General features: G+C 41.4%; 23 protein-coding genes. 12 read left to right on the top strand and 11 right to left on the bottom strand.

Annotation, left to right across the window (positions count from 1 at the left end; genetic code table 11):
• Window positions 1-107: 107 nt before the first annotated feature.
• From IZT61_RS02540 to IZT61_RS02550, 3 genes are read left to right on the top strand one after another with little or no spacing between them, the layout of a single operon-like run.
• Window positions 108-599 (top strand): BON domain-containing protein, encoded by a 492-nt coding sequence (locus IZT61_RS02540; RefSeq protein ID WP_196099634.1) that lies wholly within the window; start codon window positions 108-110, stop codon window positions 597-599.
• Between the two features lie 25 nt (window positions 600-624).
• Window positions 625-1,326, top strand: a complete 702-nt coding sequence (locus IZT61_RS02545) for a DUF421 domain-containing protein (protein ID WP_196099635.1) — start codon at window positions 625-627, stop codon at window positions 1,324-1,326.
• Entirely contained in the window at window positions 1,323-2,027 is a 705-nt protein-coding gene (locus IZT61_RS02550; RefSeq protein ID WP_196099636.1) for a DUF421 domain-containing protein, read from the top strand. The genes IZT61_RS02545 and IZT61_RS02550 overlap by 4 nt, the downstream gene beginning before the upstream one ends.
• Before the next feature lie 164 nt (window positions 2,028-2,191).
• On the opposite strand, the gene IZT61_RS02555 is transcribed toward IZT61_RS02550, so the two are convergent.
• A complete protein-coding gene (locus tag IZT61_RS02555) occupies window positions 2,192-4,138 on the bottom strand; it encodes a glycoside hydrolase family 97 protein (RefSeq protein ID WP_196099637.1) in 1,947 nt (648 codons plus the stop codon).
• 154 nt (window positions 4,139-4,292) lie between these two features.
• Window positions 4,293-4,955, bottom strand: coding sequence for a DUF4142 domain-containing protein (locus IZT61_RS02560; protein WP_196099638.1), 663 nt, complete (start codon window positions 4,953-4,955; stop codon window positions 4,293-4,295).
• A gap of 147 nt (window positions 4,956-5,102) precedes the next feature.
• On the opposite strand from IZT61_RS02560, the gene IZT61_RS02565 reads away from it, so the two are divergent.
• Complete coding sequence (locus tag IZT61_RS02565; RefSeq protein ID WP_196099639.1) at window positions 5,103-5,420, top strand: hypothetical protein; 318 nt, start codon at window positions 5,103-5,105, stop codon at window positions 5,418-5,420.
• A gap of 71 nt (window positions 5,421-5,491) precedes the next feature.
• On the opposite strand, the gene IZT61_RS02570 is transcribed toward IZT61_RS02565, so the two are convergent.
• The gene (locus tag IZT61_RS02570; RefSeq protein WP_196099640.1) at window positions 5,492-6,316 is read right to left on the bottom strand and encodes an ion transporter; all 825 of its coding nucleotides are present in this window, start codon (window positions 6,314-6,316) and stop codon (window positions 5,492-5,494) included.
• 36 nt (window positions 6,317-6,352) lie between these two features.
• Window positions 6,353-7,204 carry an SDR family oxidoreductase gene (locus tag IZT61_RS02575; protein WP_196099641.1) on the bottom strand — a complete coding sequence of 284 codons (852 nt, stop codon included), beginning with the start codon at window positions 7,202-7,204 and terminating at the stop codon, window positions 6,353-6,355.
• A 94-nt stretch (window positions 7,205-7,298) separates the two neighbouring features.
• Between IZT61_RS02575 and IZT61_RS02580 the strand changes: the two genes are divergently transcribed.
• The 4 genes from IZT61_RS02580 to IZT61_RS02595 all read left to right on the top strand — a co-directional run bounded on the left by IZT61_RS02580 (window position 7,299) and on the right by IZT61_RS02595 (window position 9,745).
• Window positions 7,299-7,550 carry a hypothetical protein gene (locus IZT61_RS02580; RefSeq protein WP_196099642.1) on the top strand — a complete coding sequence of 84 codons (252 nt, stop codon included), beginning with the start codon at window positions 7,299-7,301 and terminating at the stop codon, window positions 7,548-7,550.
• A gap of 59 nt (window positions 7,551-7,609) precedes the next feature.
• Window positions 7,610-8,326, top strand: coding sequence for a DUF481 domain-containing protein (locus IZT61_RS02585; RefSeq protein WP_196099643.1), 717 nt, complete (start codon window positions 7,610-7,612; stop codon window positions 8,324-8,326).
• Between the two features lie 147 nt (window positions 8,327-8,473).
• Window positions 8,474-8,683, top strand: a complete 210-nt coding sequence (locus IZT61_RS02590; protein ID WP_196099644.1) for a hypothetical protein — start codon at window positions 8,474-8,476, stop codon at window positions 8,681-8,683.
• 474 nt (window positions 8,684-9,157) lie between these two features.
• The gene (locus IZT61_RS02595; RefSeq protein ID WP_196099645.1) at window positions 9,158-9,745 is read left to right on the top strand and encodes a DUF4142 domain-containing protein; all 588 of its coding nucleotides are present in this window, start codon (window positions 9,158-9,160) and stop codon (window positions 9,743-9,745) included.
• 60 nt (window positions 9,746-9,805) lie between these two features.
• Here IZT61_RS02595 and IZT61_RS02600 read toward each other — a convergent pair whose 3' ends face one another.
• The 3 genes from IZT61_RS02600 to IZT61_RS02610 form a co-directional block, all read right to left on the bottom strand.
• Window positions 9,806-10,168 (bottom strand): LytR/AlgR family response regulator transcription factor, encoded by a 363-nt coding sequence (locus tag IZT61_RS02600; protein WP_196099646.1) that lies wholly within the window; start codon window positions 10,166-10,168, stop codon window positions 9,806-9,808.
• Window positions 10,169-10,255: 87 nt separating this feature from the next.
• Entirely contained in the window at window positions 10,256-10,930 is a 675-nt protein-coding gene (locus IZT61_RS02605) for a competence protein CoiA family protein (RefSeq protein WP_230383824.1), read from the bottom strand.
• Between the two features lie 239 nt (window positions 10,931-11,169).
• On the bottom strand, window positions 11,170-11,541 hold the full coding sequence (locus IZT61_RS02610) for a hypothetical protein (protein WP_196099647.1): 372 nt from the start codon (window positions 11,539-11,541) through the stop codon (window positions 11,170-11,172).
• A 164-nt stretch (window positions 11,542-11,705) separates the two neighbouring features.
• Between IZT61_RS02610 and pbpC the strand changes: the two genes are divergently transcribed.
• Window positions 11,706-14,087 carry a penicillin-binding protein 1C gene (gene pbpC, locus IZT61_RS02615; protein WP_196099648.1) on the top strand — a complete coding sequence of 794 codons (2,382 nt, stop codon included), beginning with the start codon at window positions 11,706-11,708 and terminating at the stop codon, window positions 14,085-14,087.
• 65 nt (window positions 14,088-14,152) lie between these two features.
• Here the strand turns inward: pbpC and IZT61_RS02620 are convergent, their stop codons facing one another.
• The 3 genes from IZT61_RS02620 to IZT61_RS02630 all read right to left on the bottom strand — a co-directional run bounded on the left by IZT61_RS02620 (window position 14,153) and on the right by IZT61_RS02630 (window position 19,464).
• On the bottom strand, window positions 14,153-14,794 hold the full coding sequence (locus IZT61_RS02620) for a hypothetical protein (protein ID WP_196099649.1): 642 nt from the start codon (window positions 14,792-14,794) through the stop codon (window positions 14,153-14,155).
• A 1,789-nt stretch (window positions 14,795-16,583) separates the two neighbouring features.
• Window positions 16,584-16,817, bottom strand: coding sequence for a hypothetical protein (locus tag IZT61_RS02625; protein WP_196099650.1), 234 nt, complete (start codon window positions 16,815-16,817; stop codon window positions 16,584-16,586).
• A gap of 559 nt (window positions 16,818-17,376) precedes the next feature.
• A complete protein-coding gene (locus IZT61_RS02630) occupies window positions 17,377-19,464 on the bottom strand; it encodes an FUSC family protein (RefSeq protein WP_196099651.1) in 2,088 nt (695 codons plus the stop codon).
• Between the two features lie 523 nt (window positions 19,465-19,987).
• On the opposite strand from IZT61_RS02630, the gene IZT61_RS02635 reads away from it, so the two are divergent.
• Together IZT61_RS02635 and IZT61_RS02640 are read left to right on the top strand one after the other, a co-directional pair.
• Complete coding sequence (locus tag IZT61_RS02635) at window positions 19,988-21,112, top strand: AI-2E family transporter (RefSeq protein ID WP_196099652.1); 1,125 nt, start codon at window positions 19,988-19,990, stop codon at window positions 21,110-21,112.
• Between the two features lie 118 nt (window positions 21,113-21,230).
• The gene (locus IZT61_RS02640; protein ID WP_196099653.1) at window positions 21,231-21,431 is read left to right on the top strand and encodes a YtxH domain-containing protein; all 201 of its coding nucleotides are present in this window, start codon (window positions 21,231-21,233) and stop codon (window positions 21,429-21,431) included.
• A 145-nt stretch (window positions 21,432-21,576) separates the two neighbouring features.
• Here the strand turns inward: IZT61_RS02640 and argS are convergent, their stop codons facing one another.
• Window positions 21,577-23,349: an arginine--tRNA ligase gene (gene argS, locus IZT61_RS02645; RefSeq protein ID WP_196099654.1), complete on the bottom strand. Its 1,773-nt coding sequence runs from the start codon at window positions 23,347-23,349 to the stop codon at window positions 21,577-21,579.
• A gap of 257 nt (window positions 23,350-23,606) precedes the next feature.
• Between argS and IZT61_RS02650 the strand changes: the two genes are divergently transcribed.
• Complete coding sequence (locus IZT61_RS02650; protein WP_196099655.1) at window positions 23,607-25,052, top strand: arginine deiminase family protein; 1,446 nt, start codon at window positions 23,607-23,609, stop codon at window positions 25,050-25,052.
• Window positions 25,053-25,109: the final 57 nt, after the last annotated feature.

Below are 25,109 nucleotides of genomic sequence, written 5' to 3' on the forward strand. Positions count from 1 at the left end.
TCGAAAAAACAGTCGCAACTAATTAAAAGTTTAAGAAACTAAGAAATTTGGAAGCGCTCAGCAGTTCCCAATGTGTTTAATGAATAAAAAAGATCTTTAATTCGAAAATGAAAGCAATAAAACATGCCTGCTCACTGAAACTGTATTTGGCAATTGCATTATTGAGCATTACCGCTGCTTGTAGCCCTTACAAGCGAGATCAACAGATTAAAGCGGATTTGGTGCTAAAGGCAAAGGAAGACGCAAGCTTCGCGGGAGTTCAATTTACGGTGTACAATAGAAACGTTACGCTATGGGGCATTTGTCCTACCGAGAAATCGAGAATGATGGTAAAACAGAAGCTTTCTACGATTCATCTAATCAAAAAAATCGACGATAAGATGATGATCGGCCCGGTTGAGTTAAACACAAATTATATCCTAAAACAACAGCTCGATAGCGTTTTGGCCGAATATCCCCGGGCCACTGGAAAGATAGATACGAATAGCATTGAATTAAACGGCGTGGTTAAGCAACAGTATCTGGCCAAACTACTCGAGTCGGTTAGCCACATTAAGCCGGAGGCGGTAATTATTAATCGATTAGCGGTAACAATGTAACTTTATTTTCACTGCATTATTCATTATGAAACAAGAAGAAATACACTGGGGAGACTGGCACAGAATCCTTTTCGGGATGGTTCCTGCCGAATTTTTGATTGAGGTACTGGTAAGAACGGTTATAGTTTACATTCTTTTATTAATCACTTTGCGGTTTCTTGGCAAGCGGATGGGCGGCCAGCTAACGATCTCTGAACTAGCGGTTATGCTTACGCTTGGTGCGATCATTTCGGTGCCAATGCAAATTCCGGAGCGAGGACTATTACAGGGTTTATTGGTGCTGGTTTGTGCGGTTGTATTTCAGCGTGGCCTCAACTATTTTGCTGTTAAATACAACAAAATTGAACGGTTTACGCAAGGTAAGGAAAGCCTGTTGGTTCAGGATGGTGTGATTGCCGCGACCCAACTTGCACGGATGAAGATTTCGAGAGAACAATTAGCAGCGGAACTAAGATGTCAAAATATTTACAACCTTGGCGAGGTAAGGCGTGTATATCTGGAGGCGTCGGGATTGTTTTCTATCTTTAAATACCCGAAACCCCGGCCCGGACTTTCGCTCCTACCGATTGGCGAAGAAACTGCTGAAAAACAATTTTCGGACATTGCCGGCTCCATGGTTTGTTTCGATTGTGGAAACCGTGCTTCAACCCACGATGAGGCGCAAAACAACTGTAAGAACTGTGGTTCTAAACACTGGACTAACGCTGTTATTTCTAAATTATCATGAGAGAGTACGAAATTAAACTTGGTGATCTTCACCGGATATTGTTTGGCGATGTGCCCTATCACTTTTATATGGAGGTGATACTGCGGATTTCGGTTGTTTACCTTTTGTTGATGGTTTCGATGCGGTTAATGGGCAAGCGAATGTCGTCGCAACTGAGCAGAAACGAAATGGCGGCGGTTGCCTCCTTAGCCGCTGCTATTGGCGTACCTTTAATGAGCCCGGAACGCGGGTTGCTACCTGCGATTGTTATAGCAGCCGTGATTATTACCTACCAGATGGTTATCGCCCGGAGAGCCGCAGTTGACCGGAAGTTTGAATCCATTACCCAGGATAAATTTGATATAATAGTTAAGGATGGTGTGCTAAATGTTAAAACAATGGTGGCCACGCGAATAAGCAGGGCCCGTGTGTTTGCTCAATTGCGCTCTCAGGGAATCAGCCATTTGGGCTTGGTGAGCCGCTTGTATTTTGAGGCTGGTGGTTTTTTCAGTTTCGTAAACAATCCCGATCCACAACCGGGCTTATCAGTATTGCCTGAATGGGATACACAATTCAGTGACGAAGTTCATGCGATAACGGATGTGATGGTGTGCAATTATTGTGGAAACAGGAAGGCCGAGCACACTAATGATGAGAATGTAAGGTGCGAAAATTGTAATAAAGATGAATGGACCGGTGCAGTGAGATTGGTGGAAGTTTAATGGCGGAAAGATGTATGATTGTACGTTGTTCGTGCGTGTAAAAGAACAAGTTTTACGGCTTTATCTAACAACTTATAATTGCCGCCCTAATCCCAAAAAAAAAAACGACTACACCGAGGAACCGCTTCCCCAATGTAGTCGTTTAATTATAAATTGCAATAAGCTTAATTAACAGGCTCAATAACGGCGGCGAAACCGCCATCCTTAACCATGTTAATATCGAGCGTTGAACCCGCTTTAAGCGATTGTTCGATTCTTTTAAAATCCATGGCCTGAAAGTCGGCATTAATACCATCTTTTATCAACGTAATTTTATAATTTACATTAGGTTTCAAAAAGTCGGTTTTCACTTTCAGGTCGTGTTTTTGATCGTTGCCCATTGCGCCAATAAACCACTTTTCGCCCTTGCGCTTGGCCGTTACGATGTATTCGCCCACCCGGGCATCTAAAACTTTTGTTTCATCCCAGGTTACTGGTATGCTCGTTATAAAAGCAGTAGTTTCAGGTTCCTTGAGGTAGTTAAAGGGATTATCGGCCAGCATTTGAAATCCACTTTCAAAAACGATATACATTGCCAGCTGGTGCGCCCGCGTGCCAATACTCATGGTGTTTACCCAACTTGGCTTATAATCTTGCTTATGTGCCGAACGCATAGCGCCGGGCGTATAATCCATTGCGCCAACTGCATTTCGAAGGAATGGCAAAAAGAGATTGTTGTTGGGCGTAGCCAAGCCGCCGCCAATGTTTTGTTCCATCCCGATCACCCCTTCGTACGAAAGTACATTGGGATAGGCCACTTCCAATCCCGCCGGCTTAAATGCACCATGAAAATCGACAAGAATGTGGTGCTTTGCAGCTTCCTTAGCCACGCGGGTATAATAATTTACCATCCACTGGTCGCTCCTGTCCATAAAATCGATTTTCATTCCCGCTATTCCCCATTTCTCCAACGTTTCGAAAATGTTGAAGTTGTTTTCAACCGCCAGCCAGGTAAACCAAAGTACAATTTTTACGTTCTTTTGTTTTCCGTAAGCAATGAGCTCCTGCAGGTTGATTGTTGGATTCGGCTCAAACGGGTTCAGTGTAGTTTTTGCCCATCCCTCATCCATAATAATATAGGGAATACCAAATTTCGACGCAAAGTCGATATAGTATTTGTAGGTATCCTGATTATATCCCGATTTAAAATCTACACCGTAAACGTAAGCATTATGCCACCACTCCCAGGTTACCTGACCCGGCTTTATCCAATTTACATCTTTCAGCTGGTTTGGCGTGCTGAGTTTATAAACCATTTGATTGGCGGCGAGCTGTGCATCCTGATCAGTAATCACCATAAAGCGCCACGGAAAGGATCGCTTACCCGAAGTCCGGGCGATATAATCACCCTCCTTTAAAATTTTCTGGCTTCTGTCTCCGTCCTCACCAAATGCCAGAGGAACTTTTGGAAATACAGCATTTATTGTTTTATCGTCTGACGCTTTTACAAACAGGCAAGGATAATCGTATAAATCTGCTTCAGATAAGAGCGCTTTATATTTGCCATTATCAAAAAGAATGGGCAGAACGCTCATCTTTTCCTTATTCAATTTTCCAAGTTCGTTCTGACGGTAAAGAATCTCGTAAGACGTTTTGAAGCTACCAGTTTCGAGATAGGACGCTTTTACCGGATCACTAAATCCAATGTGAACATCTTCATTAGTAACCGTTATCGAATCTTGTCTATTGGTGATAAAACGATAGGCAATCCCATCATTGTAGGCACGAAATTCAACGCTAAAATTACCCTTAAAATCCAGGCGCAATAAATTATAGTGATTATTTACCGTTGCATTTTTTAATGGAACAACCGGATTGGAATTTACGTTTACTGTTGACAAAGTTTTTTTGAGCAGCTTTGCGTTGGCGCCCAACTTTTCGTTACTCAGATTGAGTTGTAAATAGGATTCGGCGATGAACGGGTTTCCATTAAAGGTAACGCCATAACTAATGCGGTCTTTAACGTTTATTGCAACTTTAATCCTTTTATCGGGCGATGAAAGGTCGATTGTTGCAGCAAAAAGCATGGCCGATTGCAAGAGGAGAAAGACAAGTAAAAGGTTTTTTTTCATTTGTGTTCGGATAGGTTAGGTAATTCGATCATTATCGATCGTCTAAAATAGTAAATCGATTTAGATTATAAAGCGAAAGCTATTTAGAAATTACCAAAATCCAGTACCGAAACACAAATGTGACGTATATTGGCGGAGTCAGCCCACCGCTTATTTAATACAATTGTTTAACTGGCTTTTTCAAAATGGTAAGATACTTTGCCGCAAATTTCCTGACTGCGGTATCCGACGATTTGGAGGCGTTTTGTAGCAACGGTAAAGCGTTCTGCCTATCGAGCGCAATCATATTTAAGTAAGCCTCATCGAACGCCGTTCCCGAAAGTTTTTTCAAATTGTCTATCGATTTCAGCAACGCTACATCACCAGCTTCGTTGGCTGCAGTTACTGATTGACCTGTGTTTCCGGCCTCACCGCCGCCAGTCTTATTTCTGGTTGTATCTTTAAGGTTCTCAGGCGTTGCATCTACCCTCCCATCAGGGCGCTGGCCTTCGTTGGGGCTGCTCATCGGCAGTGCAACATTCTTGCTTTTGGCCAGCGTTCTAATTTCTTCATTCACCTTCGAGAGTTGAAGCACCATCGTTCTGCCGATTTTCTTGGCTCTCGCACCTCCTTTTTCAATCGCAAGGTTGGCAGCCAGCAGCTGTTTTGTGGTGATTGATGATGCCCGCCGTAACAAAACCTCATTGGTAAGGCTATCCGTTTGATAGCTGGCGCTACCGTTAACCCGCCCATTTGCAAAGGCATTGTCGCTGAAAGCAAAAGCAGATAAAGCCAATGCAATGCCCGCTCTTAAAGTTGTTCTTATATAAAAATTCATCGGTGTTTACTTTTGATTATTACTGAAAGTACAACCGCAATAAACGCCAAAAGTTTTTGTTATTCCAAAACCATTACTCAGGCTTTATAAATAATTTTTGTTAAAACCTATTTCGAGAATGCCTTGTTCTTCTATTAAAACACTACTATGGAAAATCAAGAAAATAATCAACCAGAAGAAGAGATCAGCAACGTTGATCAATTCCAGGTCGGACGCTCAGAAGGAAATGCAGCTGATGGCCACGCACCAGAAGAAGATGACCAGTACACCTCAGATGAAATACAGTATGCAGATGGTGAAGGTACTGCCTTAAACGATCAGCTTGGACCGGATGATGAGGATGAAGACGACGATGATGATTTGGATGTGGATTTGAACGAAGATGATGATTACAACGAATCGGATGTGGAAGAATTGGACAAAGATCCTAACGCCTACGAAGAAGATGATAGTGAAATGTTATAATGAGGTAACAATTACAAAAAAGTCAGGTTGAATAAAACCTGACTTTTTTTTGCGCTTGCCTCGTCGCTCGCCTATCTAAATAACGACGACCCGCAAAACTTGCAAAACATCGCATCGCTTTCGTGCCCCTCTCGGCCGCAACTCGGGCAGGCTTCCTGCAGCTCCTTTTTCTTGCTGGCGGCAATCGCAATGTCGTGCGTTAAAATACCTGTTGGCACCGCAATAATTGCATAACCGATTAGCATGACAACGGAGGCTACAAATTTGCCCAACGGTGTAATGGGCGATATATCGCCGTAGCCAACGGTTGTTATGGTAACAATTGCCCAGTAAATACTTTCAGGAATGTTTGAGAAACCGTTCTCCCGCTGCTCAACCAGGTACATGATCGACCCTAAAATTACCGTAATGGTTAACACCGTAAGCAGAAAAATACTGATTTTGCGAAAGCTGTTTTTAAGCGCCTGAGTTAAAAAATTGATCTCGGTTAAAAACTGACCAAGCTTAAAAATCCTGAATACCCGTAATAAACGAAGCGCCCTGAAAACAAGTAACGATTGTGCGCCAATAAATAATATACTTAAATACGATGGAATAAGTGCAACAAAATCGATAATGCCAAGCGGACTTATTACATACTTTATGGGCCTGCGGATGCAAATTAACCGCAAAATATATTCTATGGTAAAAAGTACCGTAAAAACCCACTCTGTAATGTGAAAAAGCCCGCCATAATGTTGATGTATGCTTGCAACACTATCGAGCATCACCACCGTAATACTCGCGAAAATGGCAATTAACAAGCTTACATCGAAAGCCTTGCCTGCAGGCGTATGCGTTTCGTAAATAATTTCATGAAGCTTAAAACGCCAATCGTCAGCACCCGGTCTTATCATTATATGTTGCCCTTAATTTTCGGCAATATATAAAATTTAGCCGTTAACAATATCGCCTCCGTTTACGTGAATTACCTGGCCTGTGATGTACGATGAGTCTTCAGACGCCAGAAAAACGTAGGCAGGACCTAATTCAGAGGGTTGACCTGCTCGTTCCATTGCCGTTTCGGTACCAAACGACTTAATTTTTTCCTCATCAAACGTCGAAACAATTAGCGGTGTCCATACCGGGCCCGGTGCAACCGCGTTTACCCTGATGCCCTTTTTAGCCAGGTTGGTTGCAAGCGATCGCGTAAATGAGGTAATGGCGCCTTTTGTCGATGAATAATCGATCAGGTTGGGCGAAGAGCGATAGGCCGTTACCGAGGTGGTATTAATAATTACATCACCAGTTGTAAAATGCTCAAGCGCCTCGTGCGCAAAATAAAAATAGCCAAAAATGTTCGTCCTAAACGTATCTTCCAGCTGCTTGTCGTCTATTTTCTTTGGATCTTTTTGTGGCACCTGCATGCCTGCATTGTTTACAAGGATGTTTATTTTGCCAAATTCTTCAACCACACGTTCAACTGCGCCTTTACAAAATTCGGGGTCTTTTACATCGCCCTTAATCAACAGGCAACTCTGTCCTTCATTCTCAACCATTTCTTTGGTGGCGTTCGCATCCACATCTTCATCTAAATACACAATAGCAATGTCGGCACCTTCTCTGGCAAAGTGAACAGCCACTGCCCTGCCGATGCCGCTGTCGCCGCCCGTAATAAGGGCCACCTTACCCGAAAGCTTTTCCGATCCTTTATAAGTTGATTTTATGACTTCAGGTGCCGGATTCATCTCTGCTTCAATACCTGGCTGTGTATCCTGCTTAGCTGGTGTTTTTTGTTCTTCCATAATTCCGTTTTTAGCTAAAACATTAAAAAAACATCGAATGTTTTGCTTAGGCATAATTTGAATTAAATCAATCGAACCAACAACAATACAGGTGATGAAAATAACAGGAACGCATATCAGAACATTAAATACCGGCGATAAAGTGTTGATTTTGCTGGCAGAAAACAAGGAAGAGCAAAAAAAGCTCCATCATTATCTCTTAATCGATGCTTACCAGTTTAAGCAGGATGTTGCTGAAGATATCCCCAAGGTCGATTTTATTTCTGCGGGCTACAAAGATGAAGATGACAAAATTATTTACGATCGAAACCTGATTGAAATTCCGAAATGGTTTGAAAAGAACTGACGCCAGGGATTATGTCGGCTGCTGCCAAACATAGCAACAAATTAAAGTGTTAAAGCTTTATGAGAATTTTGCTGATTTTTGTTTTCGTCATTTCGCAGGTAAATGCCTTTTCACAATACAACGATACCACAAATTACCATCTGCTTGTTACTTCGGGCGGCTCAATTAATAGGGCCAACAACGAACGGGCCTATTTGCTCAACAATGCCCTAAACTTTGGCCTTAAGAAGAAAAGCATTGTTTTAAACTCATCATCAGCCTGGCTTTACGGCAAGCAAAACAACATTTTGAGCAACAACGATTTTTCTACCACGCTCAACTTTAACCTTTACAAAACATTTCCGCATTTTTATTATTGGGGCCTCGCCAACTACAATACCAGTTACTCGCTAAAGCTGAAAAACCAATTGCTGGCCGGGGTGGGCCTGGCTTACAGCGTTGTTGATCGCGAGCACATTTATGTAAACATCAGCGACGGGGTTCTTTTTGATCAGAGTAGCCTTATTGTGGGCGAAAGTTACCACACGTACCGCAATTCGCTCCGGTTGCAATATCATTTCGATGTGCGGGAGTGGTTAACATTAGATGGAAATCATTTCCTTCAAAATTCGTTCAGCAGAAAAGGCGATCATATCATCCGGTCGAACACCTCATTAAACCTTAAGCTTCGTAAATGGCTGAGCTTTACCACAACATTAACTTACAACAGGTTAAACATTACAAACAGCGAAAATTTAAACCTAACCTACGGTTTAAGCCTCGATAAGTATTTTTAAGTGCAACGCTGTGCTCACCTAAGAAATCTTTGTGGAAAAAAAATAACGCATTAAAAGCTATTGGTTATCAGTAACTAACGGTTTTATTTCCATTTTTTGCCATTGCACACTTTAAAGAAGTGAAAGCCATGTAGTAATTTTGTGGCTATGGCAAATACAAACGTTAGAAAATCGATCCAAAATAAAATAGAATCCTTAGGTAAAGAAATTGAAGCCCTGCAAGCCGAATTGAAAAAGTGGGAGAAAATTGCTGCTGATTATGAAACCAATTCAGAAAGCATCGATTTAATTTTATCAATCCAGCTTCCCGAAAAAGCAGAAACTAAATCAAAAAGAGCAAAAATTCAAAGCAATTAATCAGGTCATCGCATCCTTGCCCACACAGAGCACCCTTTTTTAGTGCTGGGGTTTTGGCGTTCTGCGTTTCATAGCTTGGAGATTTGCTTCGTAGCTGCTCCGCGGTCTTCGCTATGCTACCATTAACGTTTTTCGAAACAATCTAAAAATCGTCATTTCGACCGAAGTGGAGAAATCTTTGAACCTTGCATAAAGATTTCTCGGCTGCGCTCGAAATGACGAGCCTTTTTAGGAGCATTCTTCTAAAAAAGAACGTCATACCATATTGATTTTTTTTAACAAAAATTAAAACTCAGAATGACAGCATTGAAACCTGTTACCTTAACTCCTCTGTTTTTCTAAAACTTACCTCTGAGGATGACCGTTAATCGCTGGCGCTTGATGGGTACCTTAACTGCACACCGTCCGTTTTAATCATTTAAAAACTATTTCAAATTGGTGTTGTTTCCCTTAATATAACAAAAACCAATAAATATGAAAAAGTTAATTTATGTAATGGCCGTTTCATTATCGGCGCTAACATTTCAGGCATGTAACGGAGGCAATAAAGACGCCAAGGAAACTGCCGACAGTTTAAATATGGCTAAAGATACCTCATCGAGCACAGCCTCAACCGGTGGTATTGCGGTAGATGAGGGCGACTCGAAATTTGCAACTGAGGCCGCCGTAAGCGGAATGGCCGAAGTAGAACTAGGCAAATTAGCGCTTGAAAAAGGCACTAGCCAACAAGTAAAAGATTTTGCCAGTATGATGGTTAAAGACCACGGAATGGCAAATACCGAATTGATGACACTTGCTCAGCAAAAAAACATTACGCTTCCGAGCACTGTTGATGAGGAGCACAAAAAGAAAATGGATGATTTAAGCAAAAAAACTGGTGCCGATTTTGATAAGGCCTATGTTGATGCGATGGTGAGCGGTCATAAATCGACTTTAAAATTAATGGAAGATGAAGCGAGAGACGGAAAAGACGCCGACCTTAAGGCCTTCGCCAGCAAAACCGCTCCGATTGTTCAGGGTCACCTGACCACAATTAATAAAATTGATGACAGTATGAAATAATATACACTGCGCATAAAAAATCTCAGCTCCGCTGGGATTTTTTTATGCGCTAAAATGCCGTTATCTCCTTTCCTTCATCAAAATTTGATCAATTGCCAGCGAGAACTTCTCTGGTGTAATGGGCTTGAGCAAAAATTTATCGCCGTGAACCTTAAAAGCGTCGATGGCGTACCGCTCGTATGCGGTTACAAAAATGAGGTACCGCACCTTATCCCGTAGTTTTCTGGCAACATCTATGCCCGAGATTTCCATTTGTATGTCAAGGAACAAGAAATCAATCTCTTCCCCAACCAACATTTCATTTATAGCCCTTGCCGGGTTAGTATAAGTTGCCAACGTGCTCATGGCGGGATGTTGGCTAATCAGTGTTTTTAATATGTCAATACTTAATTGATCATCGTCGATAATTACACAGTTATACATTTTGAGTGTTTATTTAGCGTTTTTGGTAAAGTAAATGGTTAGCTCCACGCCTGTAGTTGCGTAGGTATTTGGGCCGAAAATACGAAATTAGTATTCAGGTGGAGTATAACGATAGATAAATGTTTTGCGATGAAGTAGTTTTAGGTAGTAATAATCGCCAGACAATTGATGCCTTGTCTTTAATTCGTACAGGAAATGGCCGCCCAAATCGATAATTATGGGTACAGTAGCCTCGTACCAAACACTATGCGAATTTTTCCAGCAAAAAGAGTAATAATTTGAACTGAATTTGATGTCCTTTAGTTCAGGGTGATAAAAATTAAGCACTTTCAGGGGTTGTTTTCCGCTTAAAACATCACATTTTCTCACTAATGAGAGATGATCAGCGCTGCGAAACTCATAATCTTTCAGTCTCGGGTCGTCGATATCAGGCAGGTGCTTTAAAATTTTGAAGCCCTTAAATTTTTTGCCGTTCAAAACCCAGATCAGGTTGGGATAAAACGCTTCTCTGCTCCGCAGTTCCGCCAAATTAATGGGTGAGTTCTGAAATTCGATGGTGTGCCCGGAAGGCGTGAATATGTCGGCACGATGAAAATCGCCTTTATGTACATCCCTAAAGCCAACTTCTCTGAACGACTCGGGGAAAGCCAGCTTCCAGTTTCTGTGCCAAACGGTCTCCTTCCGGTAAAAGGCTACGGTAAGCACCTCGTTCTCGGCCACTTCCGAAACCAATGCCTGTTCCTTTATTTCCCTGATCTCCATTCCAGCTTGCTGTCGATAACTAATTTCGCTTTATTGAGCACCAGCAAATTTAAGTTAAATACAGCATTCCAAAAAAAAATTTTCAATATCAGCCTCACTGCGTTCAGGATGACAGCAAGAATAAATGTCATGCTGAGCATCCCGAAGAATCCCTTACCTATTTATCACAGGAACCTGCGCACCGCAAGCTCCATTCGCCGTTTTGGTTGGTGCTGTATTTCGTTCTTTATAAAAACTACTTAGCGCATGGCCAGTTTTTTGTACCTTGCTTGTTGGTTGTGCAGCTTTGCATAAGCCACGAGGCTGGCCACTAACGTTGCGCTCAGGAAAACGCCTTTTACCAACGATGACTTCTTTCTTTCCCTTACTCCGCGGTAAACATTATAAAAAGCCATTAAGCCCAGGGCCGTTAGCTCCACCTCTCTTTTGTTATTGTTACCGCGTTTAGTAAATAACATTTCGAGCAGTTGGTTTACTATACTCACGCCCACTTCCATTTCTTTTTTAATTTTTGGCCTGCTTGCCTTTACGCCCGCTGCGTCTCCTACCGCTTTCAATCCATCAAGCACTAATCCCCCTTTAACAGCTTTTTTTGTATCGTTTGTTGTCATAATCTTCTTTTTAAAATGAACAATATAAAAAAAATAAGGTTTTGCAAAGCTTCTTTTTTTCTCAACTGAGGCGTTTTTTTTATAGTTTTAAGCCCAATTCTCTTTAAAACTAGTAGGCGCCCCCTGTAACGGGTGGAGCTGAAAAACAAATAAATGAGCCCAACATGAACAAGGTATTGAAAACACTTCTGATTGCAGACATCGCTTGCCTTGTTTTAGTCGCTGTTTTTTTCCTTTTGCTTCAGGGTAAGCTATTTAAAACGCCAACATCGTACGTTGTTGAGGCCAGTAACGGGCATTTATTGAGCGCCGCAATTGCCGCCGATGGCCAATGGCGTTTTCCAGTTGTCGATACTGTTCCTGCAAAATTTAGAGATTGCATCATCGCTTTTGAAGATAAGCGCTTTTACAGCCACTTTGGCGTCGATTTTTTAGCCATGAGCAGAGCCATGCGGCAAAACCTTAAAGCGAACGGGATTGTGAGCGGTGGCAGCACTTTAACCATGCAAGTGATTCGTTTATCGCGAAAACAAGACCGAACAGTATGGCAAAAGGCGATCGAAGTATTGCTCGCCCTGCGTTTAGAACTCAAATATTCTAAACAGGAAATTTTGGCATTGTATGCCGCAAATGCACCTTTCGGAAGCAATGTTGTTGGTTTGGACGCGGCAAGCTGGCGCTATTACGGACGGGCAGCCAACACCCTGTCGTGGGGCGAAACCGCAACATTAGCCGTTCTGCCAAATAGCCCGTCGCTCGTTCATCCCGGTAAAAATGCCCCTCGACTGATCAAAAAGCGAAACGACTTGCTTGATAAATTGGTTACGCTGCATTTCATAGATCAATCAACGGCAAACTTATCCAAATTAGAACCTATCCCGGGGAAGCCATTGCCATTGCCTCAAAATGCGCCGCACTTGTTAAACCGCTTCAAGGCCGAACGCACAACACTTCAGGTTGCCTCAACGAGAATAAAATCTACGCTTGATGAAGACATTCAGCTCAGGCTAAATGCAATTTTAAAACGATACAATAACCGTTACCGCGCTAATGATATCAACAACATTTCTGCCCTCATCTTAAACGCAAAAACCGGTACCGTGGTTAGTTATGTCGGCAATAGCTATCAACCCGAAAATGCCGATTTGCAAAGCCATGTAGATATGATTAAAGCGCCGCGAAGCCCCGGCAGTACACTTAAACCATTGCTTTATGCAAGCATGCTTAACGATGGATTTATTTTGCCGCATACCCTTATTCCCGATATTCCAACCCAGATTGCCGGATATTCGCCACAGAATTACGATCTGGGCTACGACGGTGCAATTTCTGCGGACAAGGCGCTCAGTCGTTCATTGAACATTCCGGCGGTTAAAATGCTGCAGCAATACAAGTACGAGCGCTTTTACGATAAATTAAAGAAGCTTGGAATAGGAACGCTAAACCAACCTGCAGATCATTACGGTTTATCGCTTATTTTGGGCGGAAGCGAAGTTACAATGTGGGATTTGGCCAATACCTATATGGGCATGGTGCGAACGCTGAACCACTTTAACAGGTACAAAGGCTTGTATGACCCAAATGATTACCGGGCTGCGAATTACATTGAAACAAACGAAAGGGAAAACAAAAATTACCAGCTCAATTCGCTATTAGATCATGGCTCGATTTGGGCCACCTTTAATGCCATGGAAGAAGTGATGCGCCCCGGCGATGAGGGCCTTTGGGAACAATTTTCGTCATCGCAAAGGGTAGCGTGGAAAACGGGCACAAGTTTTGGCTTCCGCGATGCCTGGGCAGTTGGCGTCACACCCGATTATGTGGTTTGCGTTTGGGTAGGCAACGCCGACGGCGAAGGTCGGCCCGGATTAGTAGGCGTTGAAACTGCAGCGCCGGTATTGTTTGATATTTTTAAATTACTGCCTAATGGAAAATGGTTTGCAACGCCGGCTACAAAGCTCAGGCGCATTAAGGTTTGCAAACAAAGCGGTTATAAAGCGGGTGAATACTGTGTGGATGTCATCGATGAACTTGTACCAACCTCGGGAGAGAAAACCAGCGTTTGCCCTTTCCATAAACTTGTGCACTTAAACGCCGAGGGAACCCTCCGCGTAACCGACCAATGCGAAAGCGTAACCAAAATGCAACATAAAAGCTGGTTTATTTTACCGCCAGCAATGGAATATTATTATAAGATTAAAAACGGAGATTACAGAAGCCTGCCTCCCTTTATGCCTGGTTGCGATGTTTCGGATGCAAATGCTTTGATGGAGCTGATTTATCCTAAAAACGGTGCAACGGTTTACATTCCGTTAGAACTCGACGGTAGCAGAGGCAAAATAGTTTTAAATGCCGCACACCGAAACCAAAGTTCAAAAATTTACTGGCATATCGATAATGAGTATGTGGCCACCACAACAAATTATCACCAATTGGCGGTAAGTCCATCGCCAGGGAAACACACCTTAACGTTGGTCGACGAAAATGGCCAAAGGCTGGTGCAATACTTTACGGTTTTAGATAAAGAGAAAAAGGCTCCGAAATAGTGCAATTGAACGGCCAGGTAATCGGGCGAATTGCTCAATGGCAGGTGCTTACCAAAAGGCGGTTGCTACTTTTGAGCAACTTCGGCAACCATAACTTGCCTATTGTTAGCAAGGAAAACATCATTTGATGGACCTTCAATTTTTCTGAGCGCCAATTCGATGGTAATAGAAGCGTTGCGTTTTTTGCTCAACTGTGCAATATGCTGTGTAATTTCGGTAAATTGATTGAGCGCAGAAAAATACTGCCGATCGAGGGTTTTAATGTATTGCAGATTCCGATTGGGCTGTGCATATTCGGCGTTTACCCTATCTGCACAGCGGTGCTGGAAACGATCGAGCAGATTCAATTTGTCGCTAAGCAAAGCAAGCGTTGCGGTAGAAAGTACAAGCCCCTTAACCTGTGTTACTTTTTTATTTACGATAACATAATCGTACCCGCCGAAGTTAATTGTTGCCTGAGCATCAATGATCGATTGCGGCTTCGGAAGCTCCAAAGGCTGCTTTGTATGGCTAATCAGGCTCTTGTTATAAAGATAGCGATTATTAGCCAGGTCTTTGATTATTTTGTCGCCATCTATACCCTCCATTTGTACGTATTCTTCACTCACTGGCTGCCGTTCGGTAACCTGTGCCACAACAGTAGTACTCATAAAAATGAGGCTGGTTGCATAAAAAAGTGCTGATAAGTAGTTTATTTTCATGGTCATATCATTGGCACAGTAAAATTAGGCTTACTGTTGTTTCCTTTGCGTAAAATCGTCGTACAATCATGTTTACAACATCATTGTCAACTGGTTTCATATAAAATTAATGGTGTAACCAAGCTTGCAAAAATCGTCGGCCACTTTTTAGTGGGATGAACTGCATAGAATGATTAAATTAGGGAAGTATTTTTCTGATGAACTTGAAGCGCTCATCAAATGTGTAAAAAATTCGGATTGGATTTATAACATACAATTGATTTGCATGCATGCTTTCAACGTCAATTCACTCCCAATTTAACTAAATAAAACAAATAATCAAAGTCAAAGGAACCATAATCGCTGAAATGCACTTAGCTTTTATAAAAAATGCAGTTAGTCTCAATTTCTAACTGCATTTAGTGGCGCATAATACGTCGTAATTGATTAAAGGTCAACAATCCTGAAGAGCCGTTAATTTTTAATCTAAATCTTCCCGTGATTTAAAATATATGAAGTCTCAAAAGTATACACAATAAAGGTGAAATGTAATAGCCTTTTTGGGCTATACCCCTTTGCAAGTGCGCTGAAACAACATATAGCCTATGTTATTGCCGAAAATAATTGTTGAACGAGGCATAATACATTTACTCAACTGGAATGGTAGCGGATAAAGCGAATATTCAAGAACAACGTTTGCCTCAGTACGGTATTTAACGCCTGACCAAAATGAATAGCCTTGAAACTTACATTCTTGCTATTTTGCGAATTGGGTTTTTGTTGGGCTGAAGACGCCAGGCGTTTCGGTATAATTTGCCAGCGAAGTGGCTTTTTGCCAGAAAGGGTTTGTGTAGCGTTTTAAAAAGAAAATGCAGCCAGTGTTTAGCTGTCTGCATTCCTGAGAGGTTGGTTTGTAATCTAAATCGTCCCGTTGATTTAACTTTACAATGCAAACTTATTGAGAAAAACTGCCGCCGGCAATAGTACTTTTGGGTCATAAAAAATGCGGGTAGTAAACTACCCGCATTATGGCTTGTAAAAAAAGATGAACTCTTTTTTAAGTACACTTATCCAAGTGACTACAATTCAAATCTAAATCGTCCCGTTGATTTAATTTAACTGTGACAAAAGTAAATGAATTTTAACTAAGTTTTAAGTAAAAGGTAATAATACGGTAGCTAACGTAGTATATATAATACTACAAATAGACACAAAGTTGAATACAAACGATGTTTTACCAGGGGATGTGGGCGTTGAAAATTTCTGTTGCCATGTTCATTAAAAATGCCAAAAATAGCTACAACGTGTAGCGCTGAACAAACTGAATAATTATATAATGGTAAAATCTTATTATGTTTGCATAACAAAACAAATAAAGATATTCGAGGTTGACACATATATCGTTCCCGTGATTTACACCACGTTAACCTTCACACGTTTTCAATATGGGGCGTGTGCGTTATAAAGAAGCAGGTAGTTAAACTACCTGCTCTTCTTTTTAATCTAAGAGAAATCAATTCCTCCTAAAGTTGTAAAACAAATGTTCCCGTAATTTGAGTTACACATCGAAAAGACAATATTCATTTGCAATTGTTTTGTAGTATCAGCAATTATTTTGTGTATTTTGATAAGATGTAAAGCGCATTGTAGAAGAAAGAATGCAGATAAGACTTCTTCAACTGTCTGTTTTAAAAATCACACTCAGTAATGGAAATTGACTGTCTCCTCTCCTGCCCGCGGTAAAGATTGTGAATTGCCGCTAAAGTGCAGGTTGGTACCACCGCAAAAAAGCAGCTGATTGGACGCGGTTCAAATACTAATTAACATTGATGTCGAGATTAACGATTGCGCCGTTGCCATCGAGGATGGTAGTTACGTTCACGGCTCTCAAACCATGATTGGTAAGGGCTACTGAATAATTAACTACATCGTTCTTTCTGAAAAAGATCGCTGAATTTTCGTTGTAAAACCTGATTTTTTGATTGTTAGAATCTTTAATAAGTCCGATTCTTTCAATTGTATTATAAGAAACCACTATTCCTGTTCTCATGAAAAATAACTTAGTGGGGACGAAAAACAGATTATTAGCATGAATTTACATCTTCTAACCTAAATCTACAAATAAGATAGAATTTTTGTAAAAAAAGCTACCGTAAAAACGATAGCTTTTCCTGATTTCAACTAACCAAAGTTTTAAATCACCTAAAATTTGAGTAATGTAGAATGTAGACAGCAATTTGAATAATTTGTTTTAATTTTTTTTGCTTTTCCCGAAATTTTATCTTTTTCGTATTCTGAAACAAATAGCATAACAGACGAATGAATTATTTTTGATCGAAAAATGATGTGTTTTATGCGGATCGAGCGTGCCTTGCCATACTGGATGGCACTATACAAAAAGAGCCTCTCCAATATCGAAAGGCTCTTTAAATTATTCTATTCTCCCGAACCGAATAAGCTTATGTTAATGGAGCTCTAAGAGCTTTCTTTTGAAAGCATTCACCCAATCCTGGCCTAAATGCTCCCTAGTAAATATGAAGTGCCATTTTTAAATGACAATGCTAAATTACCTCCTTTTGAACAGCTATAAAATAGCCTTTTAGTACTACTCACTTTCTTAACTTAGTTAAATGAAATAAAAGTACCTGGCTCAACTTCAAAATTTCATCGAGCTTGTGGTTTACGCTGCTCACACCGTCGCTATTAAAATAATCATCACTAATGGTAAACTTTTGGGCAGGTTGTTGTTTATTTGTGGCCGTTACCCCCACTTGCTTCAGCATAGCGTTCACCTCTTGAAGCTGTGGATATGCTTGCGGCTGCTCTTTACTAAGATAAATGGATGTGGTTAGCGCCATAATTTGGTAAATAGAAAACTGGATGGCATTAAGCGAGGCAAAATCCATCGAGCCACCAACAGGTTCCAACCTTGCCGAACCAATTGCATCTGATAATTCTACCAAACTAAGGTGGGCGTTTTTTCTGGCCATTCGACCCGTGGTCGGGTCAATGTGCGCCTGGCTGGCACGTGCAACAGCGATATTTAGATAATGCACCGTGGCCCTGGCTGTTTTTGCAATATAACTCTCGAGCTTTTTGCTATCCCATACCGGAAAAAGGTAGCTGGCCAAAATGGCAATGCAGCAGCCCAGGATCGTGTAAATAATGCGTTCTTGTATAATGTGATCGAACTGCCCGTGGTAGCTGCCAAGTGTTAAAATAACCGCTGCAGTTATAAAGGCTACGCAAACGCCGTAATTTAATCGGTTAAAAGCATAAAAACCCAGCAGAAAGATTACGGATAGCGAGAGTAAAATAACCGGTTGTTTTACCAAAGAAACTATAATTAAACCGAGTGCAATGCCGGGGAGCGTTCCTAAAATCCTCTGCACATTTCTTTTCCAGGTGAGCGAAAAGCGTGGACGGGCGACAATCAGCAGGGTAAGAAAAACCCAATAACTGTATCGGCTTGGTGCAAAAAACGATAGCAGCACATAAGCGCTAAAAAACGAAAGTGCCAGGCGCAACGAGAACCGAAACACGGGCGATGCTAACGAGAATTGGCTCGCGATGGAGGTATTTTCGTGCGCTACAAACAACGGATAGGCAATATCTTCTTGTAAGGGAACAAACTTATCTTCGCCAGACTCCAGATTATCCCGCATTTTTGTAATTAGTTTCGCAATGGCATTGGTATTTGCCTGGATTTTTAGCACAACGTTCTGTTGAACCGTCGAAAGCGTGGCGCTTAAATCGGCAAGTTCTGTTTCCAATGCATCATATTCTGGCATTTCGTAATGCCCTGTGCCATTCTTTTTGCGGAAATCGCTGCTTAATACTTCGAGTTCGTTGGCCAGACAATTAATGAGTAACCCGATAATCATCAGCGTTTTTTTTGGTAAAATTTGGCGAACAAACTGGTAATCGTAGTGCACGGCGCTTAGCTGTTCGTATAAATCGATAATCAGGCCCGCCCGCTTTAGTAAAACTCGTCCTTTTTTGTTTTCAGGATGCATTGCCCGGTTATCGGTAAGAAGCAACTGCCTGATTAGCTCGTGCCTTTGGTTAACCCTGATGTGTAGCCTGATCGACGACGACTGGAGACTTTGAAGAGGTATTTCGGGATCGTAATGTGTGGCACGCGAGCGTAAAAAGGCTGCACTGCTGATCAAACATTCAAAAATAGCATGGTGAAGCGGACGATACGGTCGCAACAGAATCTGGATTAAGCTTAAGGCATAGTACCAGCACCCGCCTAGCAAAACGTATATGCTGAACATAAACGGATGTGCTGGATGTACACCAATAATGAAAGTACACAGCGCAAGACACATTGTACCAATGAGGCCCATTCTGGCCCCAAATGCGGTAAACATGGAAAAAACGAAAGCAAAACCGATCAATATTGCTGCCGAGAGATAAAAGTACGTTAGGCTGGCAGCCATAGTGAGCGATGATAGAAAGAACAGCGCAATACTGTAAATGGCGGCTTTGACTTTGTTAGCACGATGATCGGGCAGATCGGTTAAACTGATTAGTAACGCCCCAATGCCTATGCCGGTAGCGGCTTCGGGCTTACCCAGATAAAAAAATAAGGTGATGGGCAACACAACCGAAAGGGTATTTCGCACCGCATCGGAAAAGTATTCGCCAAGAAAAAAAAGTGAAATATGTGTTCGAAAGGCCGATTTGCCCATAGATAAAAAATGAATAGTAAGGATTAACCTGGTGTAATCGGCAGCAAAGGTACACTCTTTGACGGAAAAGCGAGTGATTGCCCAATTTATTAATAATCTACATAAACGGTAGCGATGCTTAGGCGAGTTTCTAAAAAAAATAAAGAGTTGGGTTCAGAGTCGTCATTGCAAGGTCGGTATGCACCACAAGCGAACCACCTCCGCGCCTCTTAAATTAGCAGGGAAGTAGCAACTACAAAGCCCTTAAGCTTCTGAAATATTCAATGACAGCACTGCCCTGTTCTTCCCAATTTGTTATGGAGGCAAGTGCCAAAGGCATCCCTTTGGGGAGGTGTTTTTTATCAGGCCATATTGATTTTTATCCAGCTGGTTAAAATTTTAGCGTCACTGCATCAAACTCTTCTGCTTTTATCGGCAGAATATGGTATATTAACTACTTAACGAAGCCTTAATCCGATTAGAAATTATTACCTTAAAACATTTTTAACCACATGGTGTTTAAACCTCAAACCATACTAAACAGATGACGAACAATTTGCCGCTAACAGTTAAAAGATCAATTGAACTTTTAGGATTAATTGGTTTGATTGCCGTAATGGTGATCGCCAGAGATATAATTATGCCGATACTGATGGCATTTTTTATCAGTATTGTATTATTGCCAATATATCGTTTCTTAAGGAATAGAAAAGTTCCCGAAACGCTGTCGATCGTATTGCCTATATTACTTGTGGCTGTTTTTGTAGCATTAATTGTATGGTTTTTCTCGCACCAGATTGGAATTTTGGTGAAGGATTTTCCCCAGATAAAGGAAAACGTAAAACAGCACATCGATTCGCTAAGCGATTGGATCAGCAGAATTACAAATTTCGACGACAAGCAGCAAAAGGCGTTTATACAGGACAAAAGCGACGACATTATGAACATGGCAACATCTTTGGCGGGTGGTGCTGCACTTACATTGAGTGGTGTTTTCGTATTTATCGGCTTATTGCCAATTTATATTTACCTGATGCTATTTTACAAAGATATTTTATTGCGTTTTGTATTTATGTGGTTTAAAGCCGACGATCATCCGAAGGTTAAAGAGGCCATTTACGAAACTGAATCTATCATAAAAAGCTACCTGATCGGTTTGCTCATCCAAATCACTTACATGACGATTTTGCTAGGTGGAATTTTATTGCTGATCGGAATAAAGCACGCACTTTTAATCGGTGTCATCTTCGCCATTTTAAACCTGATTCCTTACGTGGGCGCCCTTATTGGTAACCTGATCGGTGTACTGCTTACCTTAACCTCGTCTCAAGAATTATGGCCAGTGGTTACGGTGCTCGGTGTAATTGCTCTGGTTCAATTTTTGGATAACAACATTTTGATGCCACGAATTGTAGGATCGAAAGTTAAAATTAACGCACTATTTGCAATTTTGGGGGTATTTATCGGTGGAAGCATCGCTGGTGTATCGGGCATGTTTCTTGCCTTGCCTATTGTTGCGGTGCTAAAAATTATATTCGATCGCACCACGATGTTTAAACAATGGGGCATTTTGTTTGGCGATGAGCGCCCGGCAAAAAGTCCGATGTCGTTTGCCAAGTTCAGGCGGAAGAGAAATGTTGAGGTTAAGCCCGGCAGCGAAAAAGGCTAGCTGAGTGATTAGCAGCTCCAGGAGAACGCTTGATTTACGAACTGAGCTAGTAAAAAATAAGATTAAGCAAAACCTTTGTTACCTATTTGCTGTTAATAGTATATAAAACTACAGCAACATGGGACTATTAAAAACAGCAATAATAGGCGCCGCAGTTTATGCGGGCTTCAAATATTTAACTAAAAAAGATCCAGCTACAGGTAAATCTATAGTGGATGATGTTAAAGAAAAAGCGCCTGAATGGATGGAAAAGGCAAAGGATTATAAACGCGAATTCGACGGCCGATCGCCATACGCAGGCGAAAACCTGGGGATTTAACTTCAGGTCTCGATCAAAAGACAAAAGCATCGTTGGGTTAACCTAACGATGCTTTTTTGTTTAAAATATTCATCGGATGAACCGACAAGAGTTTAAGTGGCCGTCCGATGCATTAAAGGCATTTTGCCGATGTGAGAACTGATGATTACATCCTTTCCGGAGAGGTAATTCCCAAAATCGACATACCGGCGTTTATTACATCTGCTGCTTTTTTGCAGAGGTTTAATCGAAATTGCTTTACATCTGCCTCCTCTGTTTTAACTATTGGTGGTATCTCGTGATAAAATTTATTGAACAATTTGGCCAGCTCGTACAAATAATTGGCGAGGCTTGCGGGACTGTAGGCTTTTGCTGCAATTTCAAGCTCGGCTGGATATTTGGCTAGCTGCAAAATCATTTCCAGTTCTACAGGAAGCAACTGTCCCGAAGCTGGACTTTGTATTTCGGACTTGTACGCTGCCTTTGCCAACAACGATTTGATTCTGGCGTGTGTGTATTGAATAAAAGGGCCTGTATTTCCCTGAAAGTCAATACTTTCGGCAGGATTGAACAACAAGCGTTTTTTAGGCTCAACTTTTAACAAGAAGTATTTTAATGCACCAAGCCCAATGTTTTTGTACAATTCTTCTTTATCCTCTTCTGGGAAATCGTTTGTTTTACCCAGTTCCTCCGTTTTTTCGCGAGCGGTTGCAACCATGCTTTCGATCAACTCGTCGGCATCAACCACTGTTCCCTCACGACTTTTCATCTTTCCGTTTGGCAAATCGACCATACCGTACGAAAGGTGATACAAGCCCTTTGCCCATTCTTTACCTAGTTTCTCTAATATCAAGAAAAGCACCTTGAAATGATAATCTTGCTCATTACCAACAACATAAATGGATTCATCCATTTTGAAGTCGTCGTGCTTCATTTCAGCAGTCCCCAAATCCTGGGTAATATAAACCGAAGTACCATCGGCACGTAAAACCAGTTTTTCGTCAAGGCCATCGGCAGTCAAATCAATCCAAACCGAGCTATCTTCTTTTTTAAAGAAAACACCTTTTTTCAGTCCCTCGTCAACGGTATCTTTCCCTAATAAATAGGTGTTACTTTCGTAATAAAATTTATCGAAATCTACACCGAGGTTTTTATACGTGATGTTAAAGCCAGCATAAACCCACTCGTTCATCATTTTCCATAACGAAACTACAGCCTCATCGCCCTGCTCCCACGCCAGCAACATGTGTTGTGCCTCTCTAATTAAAGGCGCATTTTTCTTTGCTTCTTCCTCAGTTGAGCCCTCGGCTTTTAATGCTTCAATTTCCTTTTTGTATTCCTTATCGAAAATAACGTAGTACTTGCCAACCAAATGATCGCCTTTTAAGCCAGAACTTTCGGGCGTTTCGCCGTTGCCCCATTTTTGCCAGGCCAACATCGATTTACAAATATGAATACCACGATCGTTAACCAAATTAACTTTCACCACATCGTAGCCGTAAGCCTTAAGCAGTTCGGACACCGAGTAGCCCAGTAAATTGTTTCTAACGTGGCCCAGGTGCAGCGGTTTATTGGTATTTGGCGAAGAATATTCTACCATTACCTTTTTGCCATTTGAAGGGAAAGTACCAAAAGCTGGCGCTAAAATTTGATTATTAAATTGATCTAAAAAGTAACTTTCGGCAATGCTTAAATTTAAAAAACCTTTTACTACGTTAAATTTGGTCACATTTTCTACGTGTGATATCAAATATTCGCCAATCTCAGTAGCGGTTCGCTCAGGCGACTTTTTAGAAATCTTTGTTATAGGAAAAACAACGATGGTAGCCTGGCCCTCAAATTCTTTTCGGGTCTCTTGTATATTAATCACACTTTCAGCAACCTCTTCTTTATAAAGCTCGAGAATAGCTTTCCGTGTTTCGGAAATAATAAAATTCATGGCGTAAAAATAGTAAAATAGTCCGAGGTCGGAAAGACCGAAGTTTGCTTAAAAGAGTCCGGGGTCGGAAAGTCCGAGGTCAGAGGTTTGGGTGCTGAAGCCAGCTGTAAAAGCACTTGTTCCTATTCATTATATCTTTGGCACTTGATTTCGCACAATATCTTCGGACTTTCCGACTTCCTGACTTTCGGACTAATCGACTTTCGGACTAATCGACTTTCAAAAAAATCTAATAGCTTTGTACAACTAACTTATTTATGAACGAGCAGAATCCAAATTTCAGAGTGAACGTTAATACCGAAATCGGTAGATTGCGAAAATTGTTAATTCATAGCCCTGATAGTGGCTTGGGAAAGGTAGTACCTTCGAAGGCTCAAGACTGGCTTTTTGAGGATATTGTGCACTTGGATACCATCCGTAAGGGAGAATACGATTACTATATCAAGTTGTTGATGTATTTTCTGGATCCTGAAAAAATTAAGGGCAAACTGGCTCAAATCGATTCTGATGAAGCAAACCGAAGCTTCTTTAAACCTAATCATCCCGATTTTCACAATTCTGATTCAGTAATCGAAATTCAAAACCTGCTAAGTGAAGTACTGGAAAATGAATCGATTCGTAAAAAGTTGGTTGCTGCCGTTTGCGCAATTGAGGGCTGTACCTACAAAGTGCAATTGGAGTTAACCAACACCGACCCAAAAGAACTGGCAGAAATTTTTATTTCTGGAACTTTGCGCAACGACACGATGATTTTTGCGCCAATACCAAATTTAATTTTCACCAGAGATGTAGGCACAACCATCAACAACCACATTTTATTAAACAAACCCGCAAAAAAAGCTCGAGTACGAGAAACGCTTTTGATGCGGTACATTTTTTTTAATCATCCGCTGTTTGCTGATTATCAAAACAACGTACTCGAGATTCCTGATGTTACGATGCACTTTTTGCGCCCGGGAGATGAGCCGGCATTTAGCACTACGCTTGAAGGTGGCGATGTGATGATGGTGAGCCCGAACCACGTTTTAATTGGTTGTAGCGAAAGAACATCTGAACACGGGGCTAACGAAGCGATAAAACTGCTGTTTGATAACGATGTGGTTGAAAAGGTAACGGTAGTAAAAATACCGAGCAAACGCGATTATATGCATTTAGACACGGTTTTTACTCAGGTAAAACGCAACACATGGGTTATTTTAAACTCCATTGCACACTCGCCTAAATTTAATCCGTATGAGCCGATCAACTTTTTAAAGGAGCCTGAGAAACTGGAGTCGACCACGGCCATCCAGTTTACAAAAGCAAATCCGCAGGAGCCCAAACATTTTGAGCATGTTGAGGCTTTATTAAATGATATTAGCCAAAACGATTTGAAAAGTACCGAACCTACCCGCATTATTTATAGTGGCAACAACATGTTCCCTTACGATTCGAGAGAACAATGGACGGATTCTTGCAATCTGTTGGCTATTAAGGAGGGCGTGGTTTTAGGCTACGATAGAAACGACAAAACCGTTGAGGCTTTTAAAGCTGCTGGTTTTAACGTGGTGGATGTAAAGGATTTGATTCAGGATTTGGAAGGTGGCAAAACTGATATTGAAACGATAACGGATACTTTAATTCTAATGCCCTCGGCCGAATTGTCTCGTGCCCGTGGGGGTTTCCATTGCATGAGCTTGCCAATTTTGAGAGACAATTTGTAAGGTTTGAGGCGTAAGGTATAGGGTTTAAGGCGAATGTGCTTATACCACGCCAATAAC

The sequence above is a fragment of the Pedobacter endophyticus genome (assembly GCF_015679185.1).
Lineage (GTDB): Bacteria > Bacteroidota > Bacteroidia > Sphingobacteriales > Sphingobacteriaceae > Pedobacter > Pedobacter endophyticus.

Excerpts from the sequence above, each read along its gene's own strand:
- IZT61_RS02540 (WP_196099634.1), top strand. The coding sequence starts at position 108 with ATGAAAGCAATAAAACATGCCTGCTCACTGAAACTGTATTTGGCAATT.
- IZT61_RS02545 (WP_196099635.1), top strand. The coding sequence starts at position 625 with ATGAAACAAGAAGAAATACACTGGGGAGACTGGCACAGAATCCTTTTC.
- IZT61_RS02550 (WP_196099636.1), top strand. The coding sequence starts at position 1,323 with ATGAGAGAGTACGAAATTAAACTTGGTGATCTTCACCGGATATTGTTT.
- IZT61_RS02555 (WP_196099637.1), bottom strand. The coding sequence starts at position 4,138 with ATGAAAAAAAACCTTTTACTTGTCTTTCTCCTCTTGCAATCGGCCATG.
- IZT61_RS02560 (WP_196099638.1), bottom strand. The coding sequence starts at position 4,955 with ATGAATTTTTATATAAGAACAACTTTAAGAGCGGGCATTGCATTGGCT.
- IZT61_RS02565 (WP_196099639.1), top strand. The coding sequence starts at position 5,103 with ATGGAAAATCAAGAAAATAATCAACCAGAAGAAGAGATCAGCAACGTT.
- IZT61_RS02570 (WP_196099640.1), bottom strand. The coding sequence starts at position 6,316 with ATGATAAGACCGGGTGCTGACGATTGGCGTTTTAAGCTTCATGAAATT.
- IZT61_RS02575 (WP_196099641.1), bottom strand. The coding sequence starts at position 7,204 with ATGGAAGAACAAAAAACACCAGCTAAGCAGGATACACAGCCAGGTATT.
- IZT61_RS02580 (WP_196099642.1), top strand. The coding sequence starts at position 7,299 with ATGAAAATAACAGGAACGCATATCAGAACATTAAATACCGGCGATAAA.
- IZT61_RS02585 (WP_196099643.1), top strand. The coding sequence starts at position 7,610 with ATGAGAATTTTGCTGATTTTTGTTTTCGTCATTTCGCAGGTAAATGCC.
- IZT61_RS02590 (WP_196099644.1), top strand. The coding sequence starts at position 8,474 with ATGGCAAATACAAACGTTAGAAAATCGATCCAAAATAAAATAGAATCC.
- IZT61_RS02595 (WP_196099645.1), top strand. The coding sequence starts at position 9,158 with ATGAAAAAGTTAATTTATGTAATGGCCGTTTCATTATCGGCGCTAACA.
- IZT61_RS02600 (WP_196099646.1), bottom strand. The coding sequence starts at position 10,168 with ATGTATAACTGTGTAATTATCGACGATGATCAATTAAGTATTGACATA.
- IZT61_RS02605 (WP_230383824.1), bottom strand. The coding sequence starts at position 10,930 with ATGGAGATCAGGGAAATAAAGGAACAGGCATTGGTTTCGGAAGTGGCC.
- IZT61_RS02610 (WP_196099647.1), bottom strand. The coding sequence starts at position 11,541 with ATGACAACAAACGATACAAAAAAAGCTGTTAAAGGGGGATTAGTGCTT.
- pbpC (WP_196099648.1), top strand. The coding sequence starts at position 11,706 with ATGAACAAGGTATTGAAAACACTTCTGATTGCAGACATCGCTTGCCTT.
- IZT61_RS02620 (WP_196099649.1), bottom strand. The coding sequence starts at position 14,794 with ATGACCATGAAAATAAACTACTTATCAGCACTTTTTTATGCAACCAGC.
- IZT61_RS02625 (WP_196099650.1), bottom strand. The coding sequence starts at position 16,817 with ATGAGAACAGGAATAGTGGTTTCTTATAATACAATTGAAAGAATCGGA.
- IZT61_RS02630 (WP_196099651.1), bottom strand. The coding sequence starts at position 19,464 with ATGGGCAAATCGGCCTTTCGAACACATATTTCACTTTTTTTTCTTGGC.
- IZT61_RS02635 (WP_196099652.1), top strand. The coding sequence starts at position 19,988 with ATGACGAACAATTTGCCGCTAACAGTTAAAAGATCAATTGAACTTTTA.
- IZT61_RS02640 (WP_196099653.1), top strand. The coding sequence starts at position 21,231 with ATGGGACTATTAAAAACAGCAATAATAGGCGCCGCAGTTTATGCGGGC.
- argS (WP_196099654.1), bottom strand. The coding sequence starts at position 23,349 with ATGAATTTTATTATTTCCGAAACACGGAAAGCTATTCTCGAGCTTTAT.
- IZT61_RS02650 (WP_196099655.1), top strand. The coding sequence starts at position 23,607 with ATGAACGAGCAGAATCCAAATTTCAGAGTGAACGTTAATACCGAAATC.